Genomic DNA, 21,393 nt, shown 5'->3' with positions numbered 1-21,393 from the left:
CCCTACTGCCCCACCAGGCGCCGCACGGAGCGTTCGACGAGCTCGCGGGTCGCGTTCGGCGTGGTGAACGCGAGGATCGACAGGTGCACGACCATGCCCAGCAGGTCGGACGCGCTGAACTCCGCGGAGACCCTGCCCTCCCGCTGCGCCTTCGCGACGGCCTCGACGTCCGCCTTCGGGACGTCGCCGGAGCCGTTCCCGAGACGGTGGTAGGCCACGAGCCTGAGCAACCGCGGCTCGCTCGCGTACGCGTCGAAGAGCCGGCCCGCGTAGCCGGGCAGGTCCTCCGGGGTGACGGGGGCCGACGCGACCAGGCGGTCGACCTGGATCTTCAGCAGCGCGTCGAACAGCCCTTCCTTGCTGCCGAAGTAGGCGTAGATCATCGCCTTGTTGCAGCCGGCCCCGGCCGCGATGCGATCGACCCGCGCACCGGCGATTCCGTGCTGGGCGAACTCGTCCATAGCCGCGTCGAGCAGCCTGGCCCTGGTCGCTTCCCTGTCCCTCACCACTCCCCGCACTTTAACCAACCGGTTGGTTGACAGCGGGCCGCTGAGCCGGAGATCGGCCAGGTACCTTCGGTTCAGAACCACCGAGGGGAGTCGTGTGCACGAGGGGCTGTCGCCGGAAGCCGAGAAGCTGTACCTGGCGATGCTGCGCGGGGGTCGTGTGGAGCACGGCGCGGCGCACGACGAGCTGGAGCGGCTCGGGTTGGTCCGCGACGACGAGGTGCGCCCGCCGCGGTCGGCGCTGGCGGCGATCGCCTCCGGCCACGAGGTCGCTGCCGTCCGGGCCAGGGAGACCGCCGAGGTCCTGGCCGCCGCCTACGCCGAGCACGGTGCGAACGACGTCGACTTCGTCGAGGTGCTCAAGGACGCGGGCGAGGTGATCAGCACCTTCGAGGAGATGCAGAGCCAGGCCAAGTCGGAGATCCGGGCGCTCGACCCCGGCTCGTACCTCAGCCCGCAGCCGGAGGCCAGTTCCGCGCAGCCGCCGGCGTTGGCGCGTGGCATCGGCTATCGGGTCGTGTACGACTCGGAGCTCCTGCAGACGGAGCTCGGGTTCGCGTCGGTGCAGGGGAGCATCGCGGCGGGCGAGCAGGCGCGGACGTTTCCCGGGGTGCCGCTGAAGCTCGTCATCGCCGACTCGGACCGGGCGTTGATCGCCGTGCCGACGGTCACCGGCGGGAACGTCGTGGCACTGCTCATTCACCCGTCCGTGCTACTCAGCGCGTTGATCGAGTTGTTCGAGGCGTTCTGGCGGATGTCCGTGTCGATCACGCCGGGCGGCCACGACGACAGCCAGCAGGAGCCGACGACCGCGACCAGGAGGTTGATGGCACTGCTCAGCGCCGGTCTGACCGACGAGTCGATCGCTCGCGAGCTCGGCGTGAGCGAACGGACCGTGCACCGCCGGGTGAGCAGGGTGCAGCAGCTGCTGGGCGCGCAGACCCGGTTCCAGCTCGGCGTGCAGGCGTCACGGCGCGGGTGGCTCTAGCTACCCAAAGTCACTACCGCACGAACGTTCATCACTCTGTGAACATCTTTCGTGACGGTTTTCAGACATGGCGACTTTCTGCCACCACCCAGGAGTGTTAATCGAGCGTTTTCCCCTTTCTCCTCTGTTGCAAGCGCGGCCTCACACGGCCGTGCGGGGGCAGGAAGGGATCCACAAGTGAGGAAGTACTTCAGAGGCGGCATGGCCGCGGTGGCAGGGGTGTTGGTCGCCACCAGCGTCGTGCTCACGCCGACGGCGAGCGCCGCCGCCAAGGCCGACCCGGACACGCAGGCACTCGCGGGCGCGCTGGCCACCCAGAAGGTCACCTGGGAGGAGTGCGCGTTCCCCGGCGTCGCCGAGGAGACCGTCAAGCAGTTCAAGACCGTCAAGGGCCTCGCCTGCGCGACCGTCCAGGTCCCGCGCGACTGGCACGCCCCGGCCGACGGCAACACGATCGGCATCCGGGTCTCCAAGACCCAGACCGCGTTCAAGGGCACCAGCCGCCAGGGCATCGCGCTGGTCAACCCCGGCGGTCCCGGCGGCTCCGGCCTGCCGTGGGGCGCGGCGATGGCCCTGCGCGCGCCGGTCCTCGCGAGCCAGTACGACTTCATCGGCTTCGACCCGCGCGGTGTCGGCCTCTCCACGCCGCTCACCTGCAGCTACACCGTGCCCGAGAGCACGGACGTCAACGTGCTGAACAAGGCGAAGGTCGACGGCTGCCTCGAGAACCCGCTCACCAAGTTCATCACCACCGAGCAGACCGCTTACGACATGGACTTCATCCGTGTCCTGCTCGGTGAGAAGAAGACCAGCTACATCGGCTACTCCTACGGCACGTGGCTGGGCACCTGGTACGCCTCGACGTTCCCGTCGAAGGTCCACCGCATGCTGCTCGACTCGGCCGTCGACGCCTCGCAGTCGACGCTCGAGAACACCTGGGACCTGCAGCCGCGCACCCGCGACCGCCAGTTCCAGGAGGCGCTGCTGCCGTTCATGGCGCGCCACGACGACAAGTACGGCCAGGGCACCGACCCGATGGAGATCCGCCGCAAGTGGGAGAAGGGCGGCGGCACGCGCGAGTTCGTCGGCCAGCTCTTCGTCGCGTGGTTCGTGATCCCGGCGATGTACGACACCTCGCAGTACCACGCCGCCGCGTCCGCGGTCGCCTCCGTCATCGACGCCACGAACCCGGCGGGCACCGACTCGGAGAAGGTCGAGCAGATCGTCGCGAAGATGCTCACCTACCCCGGCCTCTCCGACGAGAACAAGGCGTTCATCGCCAAGGCCAGGCAGAACGCGCTCGCCGCGGTCGCCAAGAAGGAGCGCGTCGCGGTGAAGGCCACGACCGCCGCCGCCGAGGTCGAGACGTGGGACGCGACGTTCGAGGCGATCCGCTGCCAGGACGGTCAGTGGAACCAGAACCTGCACTACTGGAACTACTGGCTGGCCGACCTGACCGTGAACGCGCCGTTCATCGCGCCGTTCATGGAAACGCCGCTGTGCGCGTACTGGCCGGCCACGAACTCGATGCCGAAGCCGGACAAGAAGACGTTCCCGCGTCTGCTGGTCGCGCAGGCCGAGCTCGACGCCGCCACCGCCTACGAGGGTGGTCTGGCCACGGCCAAGGCCCTGCCGAACGCCAAGATGATCAGCGTCGACAACGAGGGCTCGCACGGCCTGTTCCCGTACAACACGGACTGCGTCGACGACCCGATCACGTTCTACTTCCAGACCGGTGCGACCCCGCGCAAGCAGTTCACCGGCTGCCAGGCGGTCCCGCTGCCCGGTGAGGACACGACGTTCGACGTCGGCGGCAAGCTCACCAACGGCAAGGTGAAGATCAAGATGATCACGCCGGCCGTCAAGCAGGCCAACAAGATCGTCAAGGACCTGCTGAGCGGTTCCTCGACGGCGGCGGCCGACGAGTCGGGCATGCCGGCGAACCTGTAACACCTTTCAGAGCCGCGGCCCTCGGCACGTTCGTGCCGGGGGCCGTTTCCATTCGCCCGTTCCGGGGTTGCCCTTCAGCGCTTCCACCACTTCTTCTTGACGACGTCGGTGATCACGCACGTGATGTTGTCCGGGCCGCCGTTGCCGTTCGCCAGCGCGACCAGCTGCCAGGCAGCCTCCCTGCCGTCCTCTGTGGACAGCAGGATCTCGTGGACGTCGTCCAGGTCCGTGTAGTCCGTCAGGCCGTCGCTGCACAGCAGGTAGCGGTCGCCGATGTACGCCTGGTGCCACGTCAGGTCCGGCTCGTGCGAGTTGCCGGACTGCAGGGCGCGCAGCACGTACGCGCGGCGCGGGTGGACCAGTGCCTCCTCCGGCGTCATGCGGCCCGCGTCGACCAGCGCCTGCACCATGGTGTGGTCGTGGGAGATCTGGCGGAGCTCGCCTTCCCTGAGCAGGTACGCGCGAGAGTCACCGATGTGCGCGAGCTCGAACTCCAGGCCCTCCCAGCGCATCGCGGTCAGCGTGGTGCCCGCGTTCTGCGGCACCTCGACGTCGAGCCTGCGCGCGATCTCGGCCACCGCGGGGCCGAGGTCGGCCCGCCACGTCGCGAGGACGTTCACCGCCAGGGCGCTCGCGAGCTCGCCGTGCTCGTGACCGCCCATGCCGTCCGCCACGGCCTGCAGGTCCGCGCGGACGTAGACCGAGTCCTCGTTCTGCTCGCGTACGAGCCCGGGGTCGGTCGCCACCGCGATGCGCAGCTCGTATGTCATCTCTCCAGTAGATCAGTTGTGAAGTGAGTTCACAAGCAATACGGTTGTGAACATGGATGAGACGGTCAACGCCGGCGACATCGCCCGCCTCGCCGAAGTGGGGCGGGCGGCGGTGTCGAACTGGCGGCGGCGGTTCGAGGACTTCCCGTCGCCGGTCGGCGGGACGGCCTCCAGTCCGTTGTACCTGCTGCGCGACGTCGAGTCATGGCTGCGGAGAAACGGCAAGCCGTTCGAGGTCTCCCCCGCCGAGCGCCTGTGGACCCAGCTGCGCACGACCGACGACCTGAAGCTCGGCGAGGCGCTGGCCCACGTCGACGCGGACGCGGAGACGTTCGAGTTCCTCCACGCGAGGTACGCGGAAGCGCACTCACGACTGCTCAACCCCACTCCGCCCGAGGTCATCGAGGTCGTGCTGGCCACGACGGACGGCGACACGGTGATCGACCCGGCGTGCGGCACCGGTTCGTTGCTGAAGGCGTCCAGGGGCCGCACCAAGATCGGCCAGGAGCTCGATCCCGTGTCGGCGGTCATCGCCCGGCGCCGGATGCCGGACGCGCAGGTCATCACCGGCGACTCGTTGCGGCAGAACGGGATCGCGCACCACGCGGACGCCGTCGTGTGCGACCCGCCGTGGCACGACCGGGCGTGGGGGCACGAGGAGCTCATCGGCGACGCGCGGTGGACCTACGGCCTGCCGCCGCGCGGCGAGCCGGAACTGGCCTGGCTGCAGCACTGCCTGTCGCTGGCGAAACCGGGCGGGCTGGTCGCGGTGCTGCTGCCGTCGGCGGCGGCGTCGCGCAGGCCGGGCAAGCGGATCCGCGGCAACCTGCTGCGCGCCGGTGCCGTGCGCGGGGTGATGACGGTGCAGCCGGGCCGCGACCTGTGGCTGCTGCGGAACCCGGTGGGCCGCGCGCCCGAGCACATCGCGCTGCTGGACGGCCCGGGCCCGGTCGAGCCGAACACGCGCGTCATCGACCTGCTCGACGACGACATCGACCTCAGCCCGGCCCGGCGCGGCGGCACGGACGTGTCCGCCTACCTCACGGCACAGCCGACGTTCGCGATCCCGAGCCTCCCCGAACTGCGGAACCAGGCCGCGCCCCCGATGACGACGATCGGCGAACTGGTCCGAGCCGCGCCGGGCACCCACGTCGTCACGTCCCCCACCGGCGCGACCTACGAGGTCGACCCGGCACGACTGGACCCGGACTTCCTGGAGGGCGCGCTGCGCGCGGCGTTCGCCCGCACCCCGACCGGCTCGACACGGCTCGACGTCCGCCGGACGCAGGTCCCGTCGCTGCCGATCGAGGAACAACGGCGGTACGGCGAGGTGTTCGCGCAGCTCAAGAACCTGGAAGCGGGTCTGCAGGAGGCGGCGGAGCTGGTCCGTTTGGGCTATTCTGGACTCCTGAGCGGGCAGACCAGGCCGGCATGATCGGACCGGATTCACCCGATCGGGATGTCCTGAAACGCTGTTACGGCCGCCTCGCCAACGAGGAAGCGCGCGGGACCAGCGACCCGGACATGGCGGTTAGGCTGCGCTGGTGCTGATCGCCGACCGCTACGAGATCGACGACCTGCCGCTGGGGCGGGGTGGCATGGGCGCCGTGCACAAGGGCCGTGACCTGCGCCTGGATCGACGGGTGGCGGTCAAGCTCCTGCGGCTCCCCGGCAGCGACGAGGAGGTGCGGCAGCGGTTCGCGCGCGAGGCGAGGATCGTGGCCGGGCTGGAACACCCCGGCGTGCCGGTCCTGTACGACTTCGGCACCTACGAGCAGCGCCTGTTCCAGGTGATGCAGTTCGTGGACGGCGTCACGGTGGCCGACCTGGTCGGTGAGTTCGGCCCGCTGCCGGAGGCGTGGGCGGCGAACATCGCCGCGCAGACCGCCGCGGTGCTGGCCACGGCGCACGAGCGCGGCATCTGCCACCGCGACCTCAAGCCCACCAACCTGATGCTGTGCCCGGACGGCGCGGTGAAGGTGCTGGACTTCGGGCTGGCGCTGTTGCGGGAGAGCGACGTCGCGCCGTTCAGCCGGGCCGGCCAGATCCTCGGCACGCCGTCGTACATGGCCCCCGAGCAGATCCAGCGCGGGATCGCCGAGCCGCGCAGCGACCTGTACGCGCTGGGGTGCGTGCTGCACGAGATGCTGACGGGCGAGCAGCTCTTCACCGGGCCGACGGCGTACGCGGTGTTCGACAAGCACGTCAAGGAGCCGCCGCCGCGGGTGGCGGGCGCGCTCGACCCCGTCGTGCAGCGGTTACTGGCCAAGGATCCCGGTGGGCGGCCCGCCACGGCGGTCGGGGTGTTCGGGGATCTGCGGGGGTTCGCGCAGGATCCGCCGCCGTTGCCCGGTTTCGTGCGGGAGGGGTCGACGGGCGCGATGTACGCGAGCGTGCAGATCACCCCTAAATCGAGCGTGCAGATCACGCCGGGATCCGGTTCACCTCGTGATCGCCTGTCGCCCACAGGTGCTGCACCGCGTACGCACGCCACGGCCGCCACGCCTCCGAACGCCTGACCAGCGCCGCGGGCGTCGTGGGCAGCCCCAGCGCCTCGGCCGCCAGGCGGATTCCCAGGTCCGTCGGCAGGAACGCGTCCGGGTCTCCCAGCGCCCTCATCAGGATCGTCTCCACCGTCCACGGGCCGAAGCCGGGCAACGAACCCAGCTGTTCCCGCGCCATCGTCCGGTCCGCGCCCGGCGAGAGGTCCACACCGGACTGGAGCGCGTCCAGCAGCGCGGCCATCGTGCGGCGGCGCGACTCGGGCACGGCGAGCTCGGCGGGGTCGAACTCCAGCGGGAACAGGAAGAGGTCGCCTACCGGAGTGCCGTAGGCCGACACGAGACGGGCGGCGTGCGTGCGCGCGGCTTTCGTCGACACCTGTTGGCCCAGCACGGCGCGGATGGCGAACTCCGCGCCGTCGACCGTGCGCGGGACACGGCGTCCGGGCGCGGCGGACACCAGTGGTGCCAGCAGCGGGTCGGCCGACAGGGCGTCGTCGACCGCCACCGGATCCACGTCGAGGTCCAGCAGGAAACGGCAAAGGTCTAGAGCACTGGCCAAATCGCGAGCATCGGACAACTCCACAGTGCACGCCACGTGGTCGGGAAACGGTGTCAGAGCAGCGATTCCGCATCCGTGGGGCAATCGCAGAGTGCGGCGGTAGACACCGTTCCTCCACTCCTCCACGCCGGGGACCGCGGTGGCGATGAGGTGGCCGAACAGGTTGTCGGGGCACAAAGGTGCTTGAAACGACAACCTTTCCGAGAACGTTTCCAGCCGCATGGGATCCCAGCATGCCCCGATTCCCGCCGGGACGCTGGCGGAAATGAGACATCACATTGGACGGGGCCAACCGGGTGACCTGCTTCGCGGCGCGAAAATCCGTGGCTAGTCTGGCTCCTGCGCCGTGCAACGAGAACAGGTTTCAGCAGGGAAGGGCGGCGTCGCGTGCGATGAGAGCGGCTTGGACGCGGTTGTCGCACCGCAGTTTCGTCAGCAGTCGGCTGACGTGGGCCTTGATCGCCCCTTCTGAGAGGTACATGAGCCGAGCGATGCGCGCGTTCGCCATGCCCTGTGCCAGGTACACCAGCACTTCCTGCTCCCGCCGAGTGAGCAGGCTGATGCGGCTGCGCGCGGCGTCGCGCCGTTCCGAGTCGGCGCCGGTGAAGTGGTCGATCAGCGCGCGCGTCGCGGACGGCGAGAGGATCGCCTCCCCGGCGGCGACCGCGCGCACGGCGCTCACCAACGAGTCGGGTTCGCCGTTCTTGAAGAGGAATCCCGCCGCGCCGGCGCGCAACGCGGGGAAGAGCATCTCCTCGGTGTGCGGCGTGCACAGCATGATCACCTGGGTTCCCGGCACGTGCCTGCGGACCATGCGCACGGCCGCGAGGCCTTCCATGCCGGGCATCGCCGCGTCCATCAGCAGCACCTGCGGGCGTTGGCGGCGGGCTAGCTCGAGGGCGCCGCTGCCGTCACCGGCCTCGCCGACGACCGCGACCCCGCGGGTTCGCTCCAGCACGCCGCGGACTCCCGTGCGGACCAGGGCCTCGTCGTCGGCGATGCCGACGGTGATCGTGCGCGGCTTGTCCACCAGCTGCAGACCCCCAGTCGCCCACGAGGTGCTCGGTGTCAACGTCATGCGTGCTCCCTGTCAGACCGGACCAGTCACCAGTTTGTTCCCGAACGAGAGCCGTCGGAAGGCAGGCATAACGACGAGGTCGCGAACCGTCTCGCGCACACAGGGGCGTAACGGGTCGCCCCGCGCACACCACCACCCACTACCTGCGCATTCGCCGGGCCGGGACGGGAACGCCCTGCCGTTACGGCTGGAGGAGAAGGACTCATGACCAGCACCGGACGTTGCGCGTTGTGCGCCGGCGAGCTGCCTCCCTCCGAGCAGCGCAGGTCCTACTGCTCCAACGCCTGCCGCCAACGGGCCTACCGCCGCCGTGCCACCGTGGCCGCGCCCGTCACCAGGCAGAACCCGCGGGTGCTGTCGAACCTCCCGGCCGCGCGCGACACGTTCGTCGGGCGCCAGCAGGAGCTCACGAAGCTCGACCAGCTGCTGCGCAGGCACCGTCTCGTGACGCTGGTCGGCAGCGCGGGCGCGGGCAAGACGCGGCTCGCCCTGGAGACGGCGGGGCGGTTGCGGCGCGGGCGGACGGACCGGGTCCTGCTCGTCGAGCTCGGCGAGGTCACCGACCCCGGCGACGTCCTGCCGGTGCTGGCGGCCGCGCTCGGCGTGCTCGCCCAGCCCGACGAGCCGTTGCGCGACACCGTCGTCGAGACGCTCGTCAACATGAGGGTGGTCGTGGTCCTCGACAACTGCGAGCACCTCCTCGACACGTGCGCCGAGCTCACCGACGTGCTGCTGAACCGCTGCCCCGGCGTCCGGGTGCTCGCGACCTCGCGCGAAGCCCTGTGGATCACCGGGGAGGTCAGCTTCCACGTCGGGGGTCTGCCCGTTCCCTCGACGGATCGCGACCTGGTCACCACCGCGGCGCCGCGGTCCGAGGCCGTGAAGCTGTTCGTGGAGCGGGCGCGTGAGCGCAAGCCCGACTTCCGGCTGACGGCCGGCAACACCGCCGCGGTCGCGCTGCTGTGCGCGCGCCTGGAGGGCATGCCCCTCGCGATCGAACTGGCGGCGCGGTGGGTGCAGTTGCTGCCGGTCGCGGACATCTGCGACCGCTTGGACGAGCCGCTGGAACTGCTGACGCTGGGATGCCGGAAGTCGCCGTCGCGGCAGCGTTCGCTGCGTGAGGCGATCGACTGGAGCTACCGGCTGCTGGCGCCGGACGAGCAGTTCGCGCTGCGGCGGCTGTCGGTGTTCGACGGCGGTTTCGACCTGGCCGCGGCCACCGAGGTCTGCTCGTCGGAGCGGTCGGCGGAGCCCGTGCTGGACGTCCTCTCCCGGCTGCAGGCGAAGTCGCTGCTGACGGCCGTCACCGGCGCGACGCGGTTCCGGCAGCTGGAGTCGATCCGGTTGCACGCCAGGGAGAAGCTGCTGGCGGCCGGCGAGCTGGACATCGCCTACGAGGCGCTGGCCCGCTGGTTCACCGATCTGTCGGACGTGCTGCTGACGGCGCCGCTGTCGGTGCCCGCGGACGTCCAGCACAGGCTCGACAACCACGTCGACAGCCTGCTCGGGACCGTCGAGTGGGCGGCAGACCGTTCTGACGAACGACTGCTGCTGCTCACCACGGCCCTGGCGGACTGCGCGGCCAGGAGCGGGCGTCTCGGGCAGGCGCGGGTGATGCTGCGCGACGCGCTGCGGCGACCGTCCACTCGCGACGACTACCGCTGCGTCGCGCTCAACCACGCCGCTCGTTTCGCCGCGGAGCAGGGCGACAACGCCGAAGCCGCCGAGCTGTCCGCCGAGGCGTCACGGCTGGTCCGCGCGCTCGGGCAGCCGGCGTTGCTGATGAGCTCGCGCAGCACGCTGGCGGCGGTGCAGCAGTCGTCGGGCGAGTGGGAGGCGTCGGCGAAGAACAACACCGAGTGCCTTCGGGTCGCCGAGCTGCTGGGTGAACCCCTGGCCAGGGCGAAGTGCCTGGTGGACCTGGCGCGCACGTCGTTGTCGCTGGGCAAGCACGAACGCGCCGAGAAGGACGTCATGAAGGCGTTGCCGATCTCGCGCGCGTCGGGCATGCCCGCGCGTATCGCCTCTGCCCTCAGCACACGCGGTGTGGTGGCGTTGGTGCAGAGCGACCTGGACGAGGCCGAACACGCCTTCCAGGAGGCGTTGCGGATGGACGGCATCAACCCGCTGAGCGCGCCGGACGCCTTGGAAGGTCTGGCTGTCGTCGCGTTGATGCGCGGTCAGGCGGAGCGCGCGTTACGGCTCGAAGCGACGGGTCGTGCGCTCAGGCGGTCCGTGGGCGTCGTGCCGGACCCGTTCTGGGCGGGGAAGGTCGCCGGGGCGATGCGCACCGCGCGTCTGATGCTGCCGATCGCGCGCGCCGAGGCCGCTTCGACGCCGCTGACCGCCGCGGAGACCGAGGCGTTCATCCAGGACGACGTGTGGCTGGACCGCACGGCGGGCGAGGCGCTGGACGACCACGAGCGGCGGGTGATCGCGTTGCTCGCCTCCGGCCTGACCAACCAGCAGATCGCGAACCGCTTGAACGTCTCCGTGAGGACCGTGGCCTCGCGGGTGCGGCGGCTGCGGGACAAGCTCGGGTTGCGGAGCCGCGAGGACGTCGTGGCCTGGGGCGCCGACCGAGCGATCGGCTGAATCCCCTCGCAGGGGAATGCTTTGGCACTGAACGACGATCGGGGCATTCGACACCGTTGTCGTACTACTCCATTCGAGTGACGGCAGAGGTCTAGACCTTGACCGGGAAGTGGTCTAAACCACATGGTTCCGGTACCCCCTGCGACTGAGGAGACCGATGTCCAAGTTCCGATGGCATCTAGCTGCTCTCTTCGCGGCCGTGGCCGCGATGGTCCTCGGTATCGTCGTCGTGCCCGCTGCTAGCGGTGCCGGTGGCGTGTCCGCCACGTTCTCCAAGGGTTCGGACTGGGGAACGGGCTTCGAGGGCAAGTACACGATCACGAACAACTCCACGACGGCCCTGACGTCGTGGACCGTCGAGTTCACCCTGCCGGCCAACCACCGCGTCACGTCGCTGTGGGACGGCTCCTACACGGCGAGCGGTCAGACCGTCACGGTCAAGAACACCTGGAACGGCAACGTCGGTGTCGGCGGGTCGGTGAGCTTCGGCTTCAACGGCGCGTACACCGGCACGTTCGGTGCTCCGACCAACTGCAAGCTCAACGGCGCTTCGTGCGAGGCGGGCGGGACGAACCCGACCACCACGACCACGACGTCGACCACCACCAGCACCACGACCACCACCACGACGACGACCACGACCGGTCCGCCGCCGCCTCCCGGGAAGATCAACCTGGGCTACTTCGCGGAGTGGGGCGTCTACCCGGCTCGCAACTACCAGGTGAAGAACATCGACACCTCGGGTTCGGCGAGCAAGCTGACGCACATCAACTACTCGTTCGGCAACGTGAGCAACGGTCAGTGCACCATCGGTGAGTCGTACCCGGCTCTCGAGAAGGCCATGACCGCGGCGGAGAGCGTCGACGGCGTCGCCGACGCGTGGGACCAGCCGGTGCGCGGCAACTTCAACCAGCTGCTCAAGCTGAAGAAGAAGTACCCGCACCTCAAGGTCCTGTACTCCTTCGGCGGCTGGACCTGGTCCGGTGGCTTCGGCCAGGCCGCGCAGAACCCGGCCGCGTTCGCCGAGTCCTGCTACAAGCTGCTCGAGGACCCGCGCTGGGCGAACCTGTTCGACGGCATCGACATCGACTGGGAGTACCCGAACGCCTGTGGTCTCTCCTGCGACACGAGCGGTCCGGCCGCCTACAAGAACCTGATGCAGGCGCTGCGCAGCCGCTTCGGCCAGAACTACCTCGTCACCTCGGCGATCACGGCCGACGGCTCGGCCGGCGGCAAGATCGACGCCGCTGACTACGGCCCCGCGTCGCAGTACATCGACTGGTACAACGTCATGACGTACGACTACTTCGGTGCGTGGGCGGCTCAGGGCCCGACGGCTCCGCACTCCCCGCTCACGTCGTACAGCGGCATCCCGACCGCCGGCTTCAACTCCGAGGCCGCGATCTCGAAGCTGCGCAGCAAGGGCGTTCCCGCCGGCAAGCTCCTGCTCGGCATCGGCTTCTACGGCCGCGGCTGGACCGGTGTGACGCAGGCGGCGCCCGGCGGCACCGCGACCGGCCCTGCTCCCGGCACGTTCGAGCAGGGCATCGAGGACTACAAGGTCCTGAAGACGAAGTGCCCCGCCACCGGCACGATCGCCGGCACCGCCTACGCGTTCTGCAACGGCCAGTGGTGGAGCTACGACACCCCGCAGACGATCACCAGCAAGATCCAGTGGGCTCGCAGCCAGGGCCTCGGTGGAGCGTTCTTCTGGGAGCTCACGGGTGACACCGCGAACGGAGAGCTGATCACCGCGATGAAGAACGCCCTCGGGTAGTCCTTCACCAACGCCGGGAGGGGAGCTGGTCAGCCCAGCTCCCCTTTCGTTTGCCCGAACTCAGCAGAACACCGCGCCGAGGAGCTTCACGTAGGCGTCACCGGGGTCGCCGGGAGCCGGCGCGCTGGTCGCCGACAGCTCCAGGCGCGTCTTGCTGTCCGGCGTGGTCAGCATGTCCGACGAGTAGCCGGGAATGCCGCCGCTGTGGCCCCACACCTTGGTCCCGCACGGCAGCGTCTGCACCGCCAGGCCGAGACCGTAGCCCGGACTCACCGCCGTGGTCCTGCTGATCTCCTGCTGCTGCGCGGGCTTGAGCAGCTTGCCGCTCGACAACGCGACGATGAACGTGTCCAGGTCGCGGGTCGTCGAGACGATCTCGCCGGCCGACCACGCGACGGACGGGTTGAGGCGGGTGATGTCGGACGGCTTGCCGTTCGCCGTCCAGTAGCCGTGCGCGTGCGGGCCCTTGATGTTCGGGTTGTCGCCGGGCACCTCGGTGTCGTCGAGGCGCAACGGCTTCAGGATCCGCTGCTCGACGGCCTTCTCGTACGGCTTGCCGGTCAGCTTCTCGACCAGCAGGCCCGCGACGACGTAGTTGGTGTTGGAGTAGTTCCACCGCGTGCCCGGCTCGAAGTCCAGCGGCTTGGCCGTCGAGATCGCCAGCAGCTCCTGGGGCGTCCAGTGCTTGTAGCGGATCTTCTCGAACTCCTCCGGGCTGAGCGGCAACGCGTCGGTGTAGTTGAACAGGCCGCTGGTGTGCTGCAGGACCTGGCGGACGGTGATGCGGCCGTCGACCAGGCCGGGCAGGTAGCGGACGACCGGCGCGTCCAGGTCGACCTTGCCCTCACCCGCGAGCTGCAGCACCACCGTCGACACGAACGTCTTGGTGATGCTGCCGACGCGGAACCGGCCGTCGAGCGGCACGGGCCTGTCGCTGTCCAGCTCGGCCTTGCCGGAACGGGCGGCGAAGCGCTGCCGCCCGTCCGTGACCCTGGCCTGCACGCCGAGCGCTCCCCCGCTCTGCGTGATCTGGTCCAGGGCCTGCTGGACGACCCCGCGGTCGGCGCTCGACGTGTCCGCCGTGGCGACGCCCGCGGTGGTCAGGGCCAGGAGGCTTGTTGCGGTGACGGTGGCTGCTAGTCGAATCCCCATGCCCCCACCTTGGCCAGGTGCGGCACCGGCCGCATCCCCCCTGAGTAGCAACGCATCTCAGGGTTTCCCCTGGGGCGTTCAGCAGAAGATCTCGTCGAGCACCTGGAAGTAGGCCTGCGTCGGGTCACCGGTGCCGAGGCCCGCGGTGCCGGAGAACTCCGCTCGGGTCTTCAGGTCCGGGCTCGCGTAGGCGTAGCTGGAGAAGCCGGGAACGCTGCCGGTGTGGCCGATGATCGTCGCGCCGCACGAGGCCCTGTCCACGAAGACGCCGAGCCCGTAGCCGGGACTGACGGCCGTGGTGCGCGTCAGTTCGCGCTGCTGTTCCGGTTCGAGCAGGTCTCCGCCGAGCAACGCGGCGTAGAAGGTGTCGAGGTCCCTGGTGGTCGAGACGATGTCGCCGGCCGCCCAGAAGACCGTGGTGTTCCACCTCGTCGTATCGGTCGGGCCGCCGTCGACAACCCCGTACGAGCGGGCGTGCGGCCCGTGGATGTCCAGGTCGCTGCCGGGAAATGTGGTGTCGTCGAGGCGCAACGGCTTCAGCACGCGTTGCGCGACGGCCTCCGCGTGGCCTTGGCCGGTGATCTTCTCGATCAGCAGGCCGAGGACCACGTAGCCGGTGTTGTTGTACTCCCACCGCGTGCCGGGCTCGGACTGGAGCGGCCTGCTCGTGGAGAGCGCGACGAGCTCCTCCGGTTCCCAGTGCCGGTACCGGATCGGCTCGAAGCCCTGCGGGTCGAAGTCGAGGGCGTTCGTGTAGTTGAACAGGCCGCTGGTGTGCTGCAACAGCTGGCGGACGGTGATGCGGCCGTCGACCAGGCCGGGCAGGTGGCGGGCGACGGGCGCGTCCAGGTCGACCCGGCCCTCGCCGGCGAGCTGGAGCACGACGGCCGAGGTGAACGACTTGGTGATGCTGCCCGCGCGGAACCGGCCGTTCAGCGGCACCGGACGCGGGTCGTCCAGCTCGGCGGTGCCGGAACGCGCGGTGAAGCGGTCCCGGCCGTCCGCGACGCGCAACTGCACGCCCTGCCCTGCCGTGCGGACGATCTCGTCCAGCCCCTCCTGAACGATCTGGCGGTCGATCCGCTGCTCACCGGCTGCGGCGGCGCCGGTGAAGAGCAGGGTGAATGCGGCGGTGGTGGCGAGCAAGCGTGTCCCCATGCCCCTGCAACGATCAAAAGGGGTGTTTTGCTGCCTTCATGGCCGAAACGAGCATGGGGCGCACTTTCGGCCAATGCACGTCCGTCTGGCACGCGAACGGCGGCACGAACCCGCCGCACCTGCCGGACGAAGCACCGATCTCCCACACGAAGCTCGGCACGCCCAGGGCGTCGTACAGCCAGTCGTCCGTGGCCCCGGAGGAGTTGTAGAGCAGCTCACCCGGCTGACCGGCGCTGAACCCGCTCAGCGACGCCATGTCCTGGGCGATCCTGCGCAGCGCGGCGTCGTTGCCGGTCTTTTGCGTGCTCCAGCCCCACGGGAAGAGCACGTAGTCGCCGTAGCTGTGCATGGAGATCACCGCGCCGGTGGTGTCCTCGGAGGCGGCCGCCGTGTCACCGGGAGCACGGGTGTCGCGGTAGAGCTTGCGCCACAACGACTCCAGCGCCCGCACCTCCACCTCGGAGTCGGCGCGCGCGCCCTGGTAGACCTCGCTGCACCTGTCCGTGGACGAGCCGACCTCGCCCCAGTGCGAGCCGGCGTTGCGGTTGAGGTCGACGCCGCGCGGGCCGTTCGAGCAGGTGCCGTTGGCGTTCTTGCGGTGCAGGACCGGGGTGTCGCCGCCGGACTCGACGATCTCGACGCCGTCGGGGTTGGCGATCGGCACGACCCAGACCTCGATCTCGTCGAGCAGCGCGGTGAGGTCGGAGCCGACCAGGTCGTCGACGAACCGCCACGCCATGTCGCCGGTGGTGATCTCGCGGGCGTGGAGCTGGCCCATGACGAACAGGCGCGGTTTCGGCGCGGTCGGCGTCAGCTCGCAGTCACCCGCGCTCTTCCGCGTGATGCAGATGGCTTTCAGGTCGTACCCGCCGCTGCCCTGCGTCTTGCGCCAGGAGTCGCCGTAGTCGACGACCGTCGCGAGGTCGGGGTGCGCCGCGGCGGTCTCGTCGAGATGCGCGAGGTGCGCGGTGACGGTCCGGTAGCCGCCGTAGTACGTCTCGTCCCCGAGAGACCGCGGAGCCCACGTGGACGGGGCCTTCACCGTCTCGACGGAGGAACGGAACCCGTCGGCGCCGAGCTCGCCGGCGGTGTGCGCGTCGCCGATGACGAACAGGTCCTCGCCGTCGCGCTGCTCCAGCACGTCGTAGCCGAGGGCGAGCAACCGTTGCGCGGACTCGCCCTTCGGGGCGGGCACGCGCAGCACGTACGTCGCTTGTGGACCGTCGGCCGGTGCCGGCGCGGGGCTGGAGAGGAGGGCGAGGCAGGCGAACAGGGCGAGGGCGGACCGCATGATCGACGATCATCGGCCGTTCGGCCGAGCGGCGCCAGGTCGTTCGACCGACCGGATGATTACCGTCCGGTCCTTGGGACACCAGGAGGGGCTGCTTGGCGCGTTGTGACGAAAATCAATACCATTTGGACCAGCACCGCAGCGGTTATTGTGCAGTGAAGCCGAAACCGACTCGACGGACAGCGAGGTTCGCACACATCCGGTCTTGAGAAGAAGCGGGGGCGCAAGCCGTGGACCACCTCTACAACGACGGCGTCGCTGAGATCTCGTTCCCCTGGCGCGGCTCCCCCGCGGACGACGACGAGGGACTGGAACCGACCATCGTCCGCAGCATGGACTGACAAAACCCGGGGGTCCCGCATGACCGGCCTGGCCACGCTCGTCAAGGGCGCAGGCCCTGCTCTGCTGCTCGTGCACGGCGCAGGAGGCAGCGTTCAGGCCAACTACGGACCGGTCCTCGCGCCCCTCGCCCAGCACTTCACCGTCGTGGCACCGGACCTGCCGGGCTCCGGCGGCTCACCGGTCGCCGCGGGGCCGCTCGACCTGGAGGAACTCGCCGACGACCTGGTGGACGCCGTGGTCGGGGCCGGGCACGAGTCGTTCTCCGTCTCCGGCTACTCGATGGGCTGCGCGGTCGCCGTCACGGCGGCCGTCCGGCATCCGGAACGGGTCCGCGGGCTGGTCCTGAGCGCGCCGTTCGTCAAGATCGACGCGGCGACGAGGGCGAAGATCGACCACTGGGAGTCGTTGCTGGACGGGTCGCGGGAGGTGCTCGCGCGGTTCATCCTTTCGGTGATGTGCGGCGAGGCTTACCTGGCGCGGCTCACACCGGCCCAGTCGGCGGGCCTCGCCGAGCTGATCGGCGCGAGCGTCCCGCCCGGCTCGGCCGCGCACGTCGACCTGCTCACGAGGATCGACCTGACCGGCGTGCTGCCGCGGGTCACGCAGCCGACGCTGGTGGTCGGCGCGTCCGGTGACCGGCTGCTGTCGCACGACCTCGGCAAGCAGGTCGCGGACCTCGTCCCCGGTTCGAGGTACACCGACATCGCGTGCGGCCACGCGATTGCGCTGGAGGCCGCGGCGCCGTGGGCGCGGCTGATCACTGACTTCCTGAAGCCGGCGTAGTGCGGAGGCGGTGGGCCAGCGCCGTGTGGCGGCGGCCCGCCCCGACCGTTCTGACGGCCTGCCCGATGGCGCGTTTGCTGCCCACCAGCACGACGAGCTTCTTCGCGCGCGTGACGGCGGTGTAGAGCAGGTTGCGCTGCAGCATCATCCACGCGCTGGTCGTGATCGGGATGACCACGCACGGGTACTCGCTGCCCTGCGAGCGGTGGATGGTCATGGCGTACGCGTGGCTGAGCTCGTCCAGCTCGGAGAACTCGTAGTCGACCTCCTCGTCCTCGTCGGTGCGGATCGTCAGCTTCTGCTCGACGGGGTCGAGCGCGATGACCACGCCGAGGGTGCCGTTGAAGACGCCGTTGCGGCCCTTGTCGTAGTTGTTGCGGATCTGGGTGACCTTGTCGCCGACCTTGAACACCCTGCCGCCGAAGCGCTTCTCGGGCAGGTTGTCCCTCGACGGCGTGAGCGCCTCCTGGAGCACGGTGTTGAGCGCGCCCGCGCCGGCGGGGCCGCGGTGCATCGGGGCGAGGACCTGGATGTCCTTGCGCGGGTCGAGCCGGAACTTGCGCGGGATGCGGTTCGCGACCACGTCGACCGTCATCGCCGCCGCCTCCTCGGCCTCGTCGGTGCTGAAGAGGAAGAAGTCCGGCAGGCCCTGGACGAGCGGGTAGTCGCCGCTGTTGATGCGGTGGGCGTTCGTGACGACGCCGGACTCCTGGGCCTGGCGGAAGATGTGCGTGAGCCGGACGTTCGGGATCGGGCTCCCCTGCGCCAGGACGTCCCTGAGCACCTCGCCCGCGCCGACGCTCGGCAGCTGGTCGACGTCGCCGACGAGCAGCAGGTGCGCGCCGGGCGGAACGGCCTTCACGAGCTTGTTGGCGAGCAGCAGGTCCAGCATCGAGGCCTCGTCGACGACCACGAGGTCCGCGTCGAGCGGGTGGTCGCGGTCGTACGCCGCGTCGCCGCCGGGCCGCAGCTCGAGCAGTCGGTGCACCGTGCGGGCCTCGTGGCCGGTCAGCTCGGTGAGGCGCTTCGCGGCACGGCCGGTGGGCGCGGCGAGGACGATCTTGGCGCGCTTGGCCTGGGCCAGCCGGACGATCGAGCGGACGGTGAAGCTCTTGCCGCAGCCCGGTCCGCCGGTCAGGACCGCGACCTTCTTCGTGAGCGCGAGCTTCACGGCGTCGGCCTGGTGCCGCTCCAGGTCGGTGCCGAGCCACGCGAAGGCCTTGTCCCAGTCGACGCCGGCGAAGCCCGGCATCCTGTCCTCCTCGCAGCGCAGCAGCCGTTTGAGCTGCGCGGCCATCGAGATCTCCGCGCGGTGGAACGGGACCAGGTAGACGGCGATCTCGTCGTCCGGCAGCTCCTCGCGGACGACGCCCTCCTCCTCGACGAGCTCGGCGAGGCAGTCGATGACCAGGCCGGTGTCGACCTGGAGGATCTTGATGGCCTCGGCGATGAGGGCCTGCTCCGGCAGGTAGCAGTTGCCGTTGCCGGTGGCTTCGGAGAGCGTGAACTGCAGGCCTGCCTTCACGCGCTGGGGGCTGTCGTGCGGGATGCCGACGGCCTTCGCGATCACGTCGGCGGTCTTGAAGCCGATGCCCCAGACGTCGCTCGCCAGCCGGTACGGCTCCTCCCTGACGACCTCGATGGCCTTGTCCCCGTACTGCTTGTAGACGCGGACGGCGAGGCTGGTCGACACGCCGACGCCCTGCAGGAAGACCATGACCTCCTTGATGGCCTTCTGCTCCTCCCAGGCGTCCGCGATGAGCTTCGTGCGCTTGGGGCCGAGCTTCGGGACCTCGACCAGCCGCTCGGGGGTGTGCTCGATGACGTCCAGCGCGTCCACGCCGAAGTGGGTGACGATCTTGTCCGCGAGCACGGGCCCGATGCCCTTGATCAGGCCGGAGCCGAGGTAGCGGCGGATGCCCTGGATCGTCGCGGGCAGGACCGTCGTGTAGTCGTCGACGTGGAACTGCTTGCCGTACTGCGGGTGCGAGCCCCAGTGGCCGCGCATGCGGATCGACTCGCCCGGCTGCGCGCCGAGCAGCGCGCCGACGACCGTGACCAGGTCACCGCGGCCCGTGTCGACCTTGGCGACGGTGTAGCCGTTGTCCTCGTTGGCGTACGTGATCCTCTCCAGGACCGCTTCGAGGACGTTCATGCTGCGAACCTACATCGAGGTCTGCACACGATCTTCACAACTTGTCCCGGCGTCCTCCACGACATACCCATAAAGTCGCCGCCATGACAGGTCAGCGCCGGGTTCTCGTCGTGGAGGACGACATCACGATCGCCGAGTCCGTGGCCGTGCGGCTGCGTGCGGAGGGGTTCGTGGTGGCGGTGGCCCACGACGGGCCGTCGGGGGTGGCCCAGGCGGCGTCGTTCCTGCCCGACCTGGTGGTCCTGGACGTGATGCTGCCGGGGTTCGACGGCCTCGAGGTGTGCAGGCGGATCCAGGCGTCGCGGTCGGTGCCGGTGCTGATGCTGACCGCGCGGGGGGACGAGACGGACCTGCTGGTCGGTCTCGCCGTGGGGGCCGACGACTACCTGACGAAGCCGTTCTCGATGCGCGAGCTGGCAGCACGTGTGCACGTGCTGCTGCGACGCGTCTCACGGGCGGTGTCGTCGCAGTCGCTGGAACTGGGCGACCTGGTGATCGACCTGGCCGCGCGCCGGGTGCGCAGGGCCGGCGTCGAGGCGCACCTGACGCCCACCGAGTACGACCTGCTGGTGTTCCTCGCGGAACGGCCCTCCGCCGTGCAGGCACGGGAGCGCCTGCTGGCGGAGGCCTGCGGGTGGCACGAGGGGGCGTCGTCGCGGACGGTCGACAGCCACGTGAAGGCGCTGCGGCGCAAGCTCGGGGCCGACCTCATCCGGACCGTGCACGGCGTGGGGTACGCGCTCGAGGTGCCCCGCAAGCAGGTGGCGCCGTGAAAAGGGCTCTGGAGCTGCTGGAGCTGCTGCCGCGTCCGCTGGACTCGGTGCGGTCGATCAAGCTCAAGCTCGGCATCGTGATCGTGGTGTCGGGGTGCGTGTCGTTCGCGTACTTCCGCTACGTGACGGGGTGGCTGCCGCCCCGGACGACCCTCATCGCGCTGGTGCTGGGCCTGCTGACCTCGCAGCTGCTGGCGCACGGCATGACGTCGCCGCTGCGCGAGATGACGTCCGCGGCCCGGTCGATGGCGTCCGGCGACTACTCGCGCTCGGTGCGGGCCACGTCGTCGGACGAGGTGGGGCAGCTGGCGGAGGCGTTCACGGTGATGGCGGCCGACCTCGCCGCCGCCGACCGGCAACGACGTGAGCTGATCGCGAACGTGTCGCACGAGCTGCGGACTCCGATCTCGGCGTTGCAGGCCGTGCTGGAGAACGTGGTGGACGGCGTGGCCGTGGCCGACGCCGCCACGATGAGGACGGCTCTGGCGCAGACGGAACGGCTGGGGCGGCTCGTGACGGAGCTGCTGGACCTGTCGAAGATCGACGCCGGGGTCCTGTCCCTGAACCGCGAGACGCTGTCGGTGTCGTCGCTGGTCGCCGACGTGGTGGCCGAGGCAGCCGTGGCCGCGCCGTCCGCGTCGTTCTCGATCGACGTCGACGGGGACCTCACCGTCCTCGCCGACGGGGAAAGGCTCCACCAGGTGCTGGTGAACCTGGTGGACAACGCCGCCCGGCACGGACCCACCGGGGGGTTGGTGTCCGTGGCCGGGTTCGCGTGCGGTTCGTCCGTCGTGCTGGAGGTCAGGGACCAGGGGCCGGGGATCGCCCTGGCCGACCGGTCGCGGATCTTCGAGAGGTTCACCCGCGGGGAGAGGGCGGGTGGCGGCGGTACCGGGCTCGGGCTCGCCATCGCCCGGTGGGTGGTGGACCTGCACGGCGGGACGATCGCCGTGGTGGACCCCGGGTCGTGCATCCGGGTGACCCTGCCCCGCTGACTTCCTTTCGCTGACTT

17 protein-coding genes are annotated in these 21,393 nt (G+C 70.0%); 9 read left to right on the top strand and 8 right to left on the bottom strand.

The features are described from left to right. Window positions 1-2 precede the first annotated feature (2 nt). Window positions 3-506, bottom strand: coding sequence for a TetR family transcriptional regulator (locus VM306_RS37610; RefSeq protein WP_325523619.1), 504 nt, complete (start codon window positions 504-506; stop codon window positions 3-5). Between the two features lie 97 nt (window positions 507-603). On the opposite strand from VM306_RS37610, the gene VM306_RS37605 reads away from it, so the two are divergent. Together VM306_RS37605 and VM306_RS37600 are read left to right on the top strand one after the other, a co-directional pair. After that, a complete protein-coding gene (locus VM306_RS37605; RefSeq protein ID WP_325523617.1) occupies window positions 604-1,494 on the top strand; it encodes a helix-turn-helix transcriptional regulator in 891 nt (296 codons plus the stop codon). Between the two features lie 177 nt (window positions 1,495-1,671). Next, window positions 1,672-3,444: an alpha/beta hydrolase gene (locus tag VM306_RS37600; protein ID WP_325523615.1), complete on the top strand. Its 1,773-nt coding sequence runs from the start codon at window positions 1,672-1,674 to the stop codon at window positions 3,442-3,444. 74 nt (window positions 3,445-3,518) lie between these two features. Here the strand turns inward: VM306_RS37600 and VM306_RS37595 are convergent, their stop codons facing one another. Further along, complete coding sequence (locus VM306_RS37595; protein WP_325523613.1) at window positions 3,519-4,214, bottom strand: PP2C family protein-serine/threonine phosphatase; 696 nt, start codon at window positions 4,212-4,214, stop codon at window positions 3,519-3,521. Window positions 4,215-4,266: 52 nt separating this feature from the next. Here VM306_RS37595 and VM306_RS37590 point away from each other — a divergent pair, with 52 nt between their 5' ends. Then, window positions 4,267-5,649 (top strand): N-6 DNA methylase, encoded by a 1,383-nt coding sequence (locus VM306_RS37590; protein WP_325523611.1) that lies wholly within the window; start codon window positions 4,267-4,269, stop codon window positions 5,647-5,649. Between the two features lie 109 nt (window positions 5,650-5,758). Next, window positions 5,759-6,733, top strand: coding sequence for a serine/threonine-protein kinase (locus tag VM306_RS37585; RefSeq protein ID WP_325523609.1), 975 nt, complete (start codon window positions 5,759-5,761; stop codon window positions 6,731-6,733). Here VM306_RS37585 and VM306_RS37580 read toward each other — a convergent pair. Together VM306_RS37580 and VM306_RS37575 are read right to left on the bottom strand one after the other, a co-directional pair. Beyond that, on the bottom strand, window positions 6,639-7,499 hold the full coding sequence (locus tag VM306_RS37580; RefSeq protein ID WP_325523607.1) for a DNA-3-methyladenine glycosylase family protein: 861 nt from the start codon (window positions 7,497-7,499) through the stop codon (window positions 6,639-6,641). The genes VM306_RS37585 and VM306_RS37580 overlap by 95 nt on opposite strands. Before the next feature lie 142 nt (window positions 7,500-7,641). After that, on the bottom strand, window positions 7,642-8,355 hold the full coding sequence (locus tag VM306_RS37575; RefSeq protein WP_325523605.1) for a response regulator transcription factor: 714 nt from the start codon (window positions 8,353-8,355) through the stop codon (window positions 7,642-7,644). Between the two features lie 204 nt (window positions 8,356-8,559). Here VM306_RS37575 and VM306_RS37570 point away from each other — a divergent pair, with 204 nt between their 5' ends. Together VM306_RS37570 and VM306_RS37565 are read left to right on the top strand one after the other, a co-directional pair. Continuing rightward, window positions 8,560-10,950 (top strand): ATP-binding protein, encoded by a 2,391-nt coding sequence (locus VM306_RS37570; protein WP_325523603.1) that lies wholly within the window; start codon window positions 8,560-8,562, stop codon window positions 10,948-10,950. 157 nt (window positions 10,951-11,107) lie between these two features. After that, window positions 11,108-12,727, top strand: coding sequence for a glycosyl hydrolase family 18 protein (locus VM306_RS37565; protein WP_325523601.1), 1,620 nt, complete (start codon window positions 11,108-11,110; stop codon window positions 12,725-12,727). Between the two features lie 60 nt (window positions 12,728-12,787). Here the strand turns inward: VM306_RS37565 and VM306_RS37560 are convergent, their stop codons facing one another. The 3 genes from VM306_RS37560 to VM306_RS37550 all read right to left on the bottom strand — a co-directional run bounded on the left by VM306_RS37560 (window position 12,788) and on the right by VM306_RS37550 (window position 16,328). Further along, window positions 12,788-13,879, bottom strand: coding sequence for a serine hydrolase domain-containing protein (locus tag VM306_RS37560; RefSeq protein ID WP_325523599.1), 1,092 nt, complete (start codon window positions 13,877-13,879; stop codon window positions 12,788-12,790). Window positions 13,880-13,957: 78 nt separating this feature from the next. Next, entirely contained in the window at window positions 13,958-15,037 is a 1,080-nt protein-coding gene (locus tag VM306_RS37555; protein WP_325523597.1) for a serine hydrolase domain-containing protein, read from the bottom strand. Between the two features lie 13 nt (window positions 15,038-15,050). Continuing rightward, window positions 15,051-16,328: a M14 family zinc carboxypeptidase gene (locus VM306_RS37550; RefSeq protein ID WP_325523595.1), complete on the bottom strand. Its 1,278-nt coding sequence runs from the start codon at window positions 16,326-16,328 to the stop codon at window positions 15,051-15,053. A gap of 360 nt (window positions 16,329-16,688) precedes the next feature. Here VM306_RS37550 and VM306_RS37545 point away from each other — a divergent pair, with 360 nt between their 5' ends. Further along, on the top strand, window positions 16,689-17,453 hold the full coding sequence (locus VM306_RS37545; protein WP_325523592.1) for an alpha/beta fold hydrolase: 765 nt from the start codon (window positions 16,689-16,691) through the stop codon (window positions 17,451-17,453). Here VM306_RS37545 and VM306_RS37540 read toward each other — a convergent pair. Next, window positions 17,428-19,608 (bottom strand): ATP-dependent RecD-like DNA helicase, encoded by a 2,181-nt coding sequence (locus VM306_RS37540; protein ID WP_325523590.1) that lies wholly within the window; start codon window positions 19,606-19,608, stop codon window positions 17,428-17,430. The genes VM306_RS37545 and VM306_RS37540 overlap by 26 nt on opposite strands. Before the next feature lie 83 nt (window positions 19,609-19,691). Between VM306_RS37540 and VM306_RS37535 the strand changes: the two genes are divergently transcribed. Continuing rightward, entirely contained in the window at window positions 19,692-20,381 is a 690-nt protein-coding gene (locus tag VM306_RS37535) for a response regulator transcription factor (protein WP_325523588.1), read from the top strand. Then, window positions 20,378-21,376: a HAMP domain-containing sensor histidine kinase gene (locus VM306_RS37530; protein ID WP_325523586.1), complete on the top strand. Its 999-nt coding sequence runs from the start codon at window positions 20,378-20,380 to the stop codon at window positions 21,374-21,376. The genes VM306_RS37535 and VM306_RS37530 overlap by 4 nt, the downstream gene beginning before the upstream one ends. Window positions 21,377-21,393: the final 17 nt, after the last annotated feature.

It is taken from the genome of Lentzea sp., assembly GCF_035525475.1.
GTDB lineage: Bacteria > Actinomycetota > Actinomycetes > Mycobacteriales > Pseudonocardiaceae > Lentzea.
Note: the sequence above shows the minus strand (reverse complement) of the source record. Positions and strands in the feature narration are given on the sequence as shown.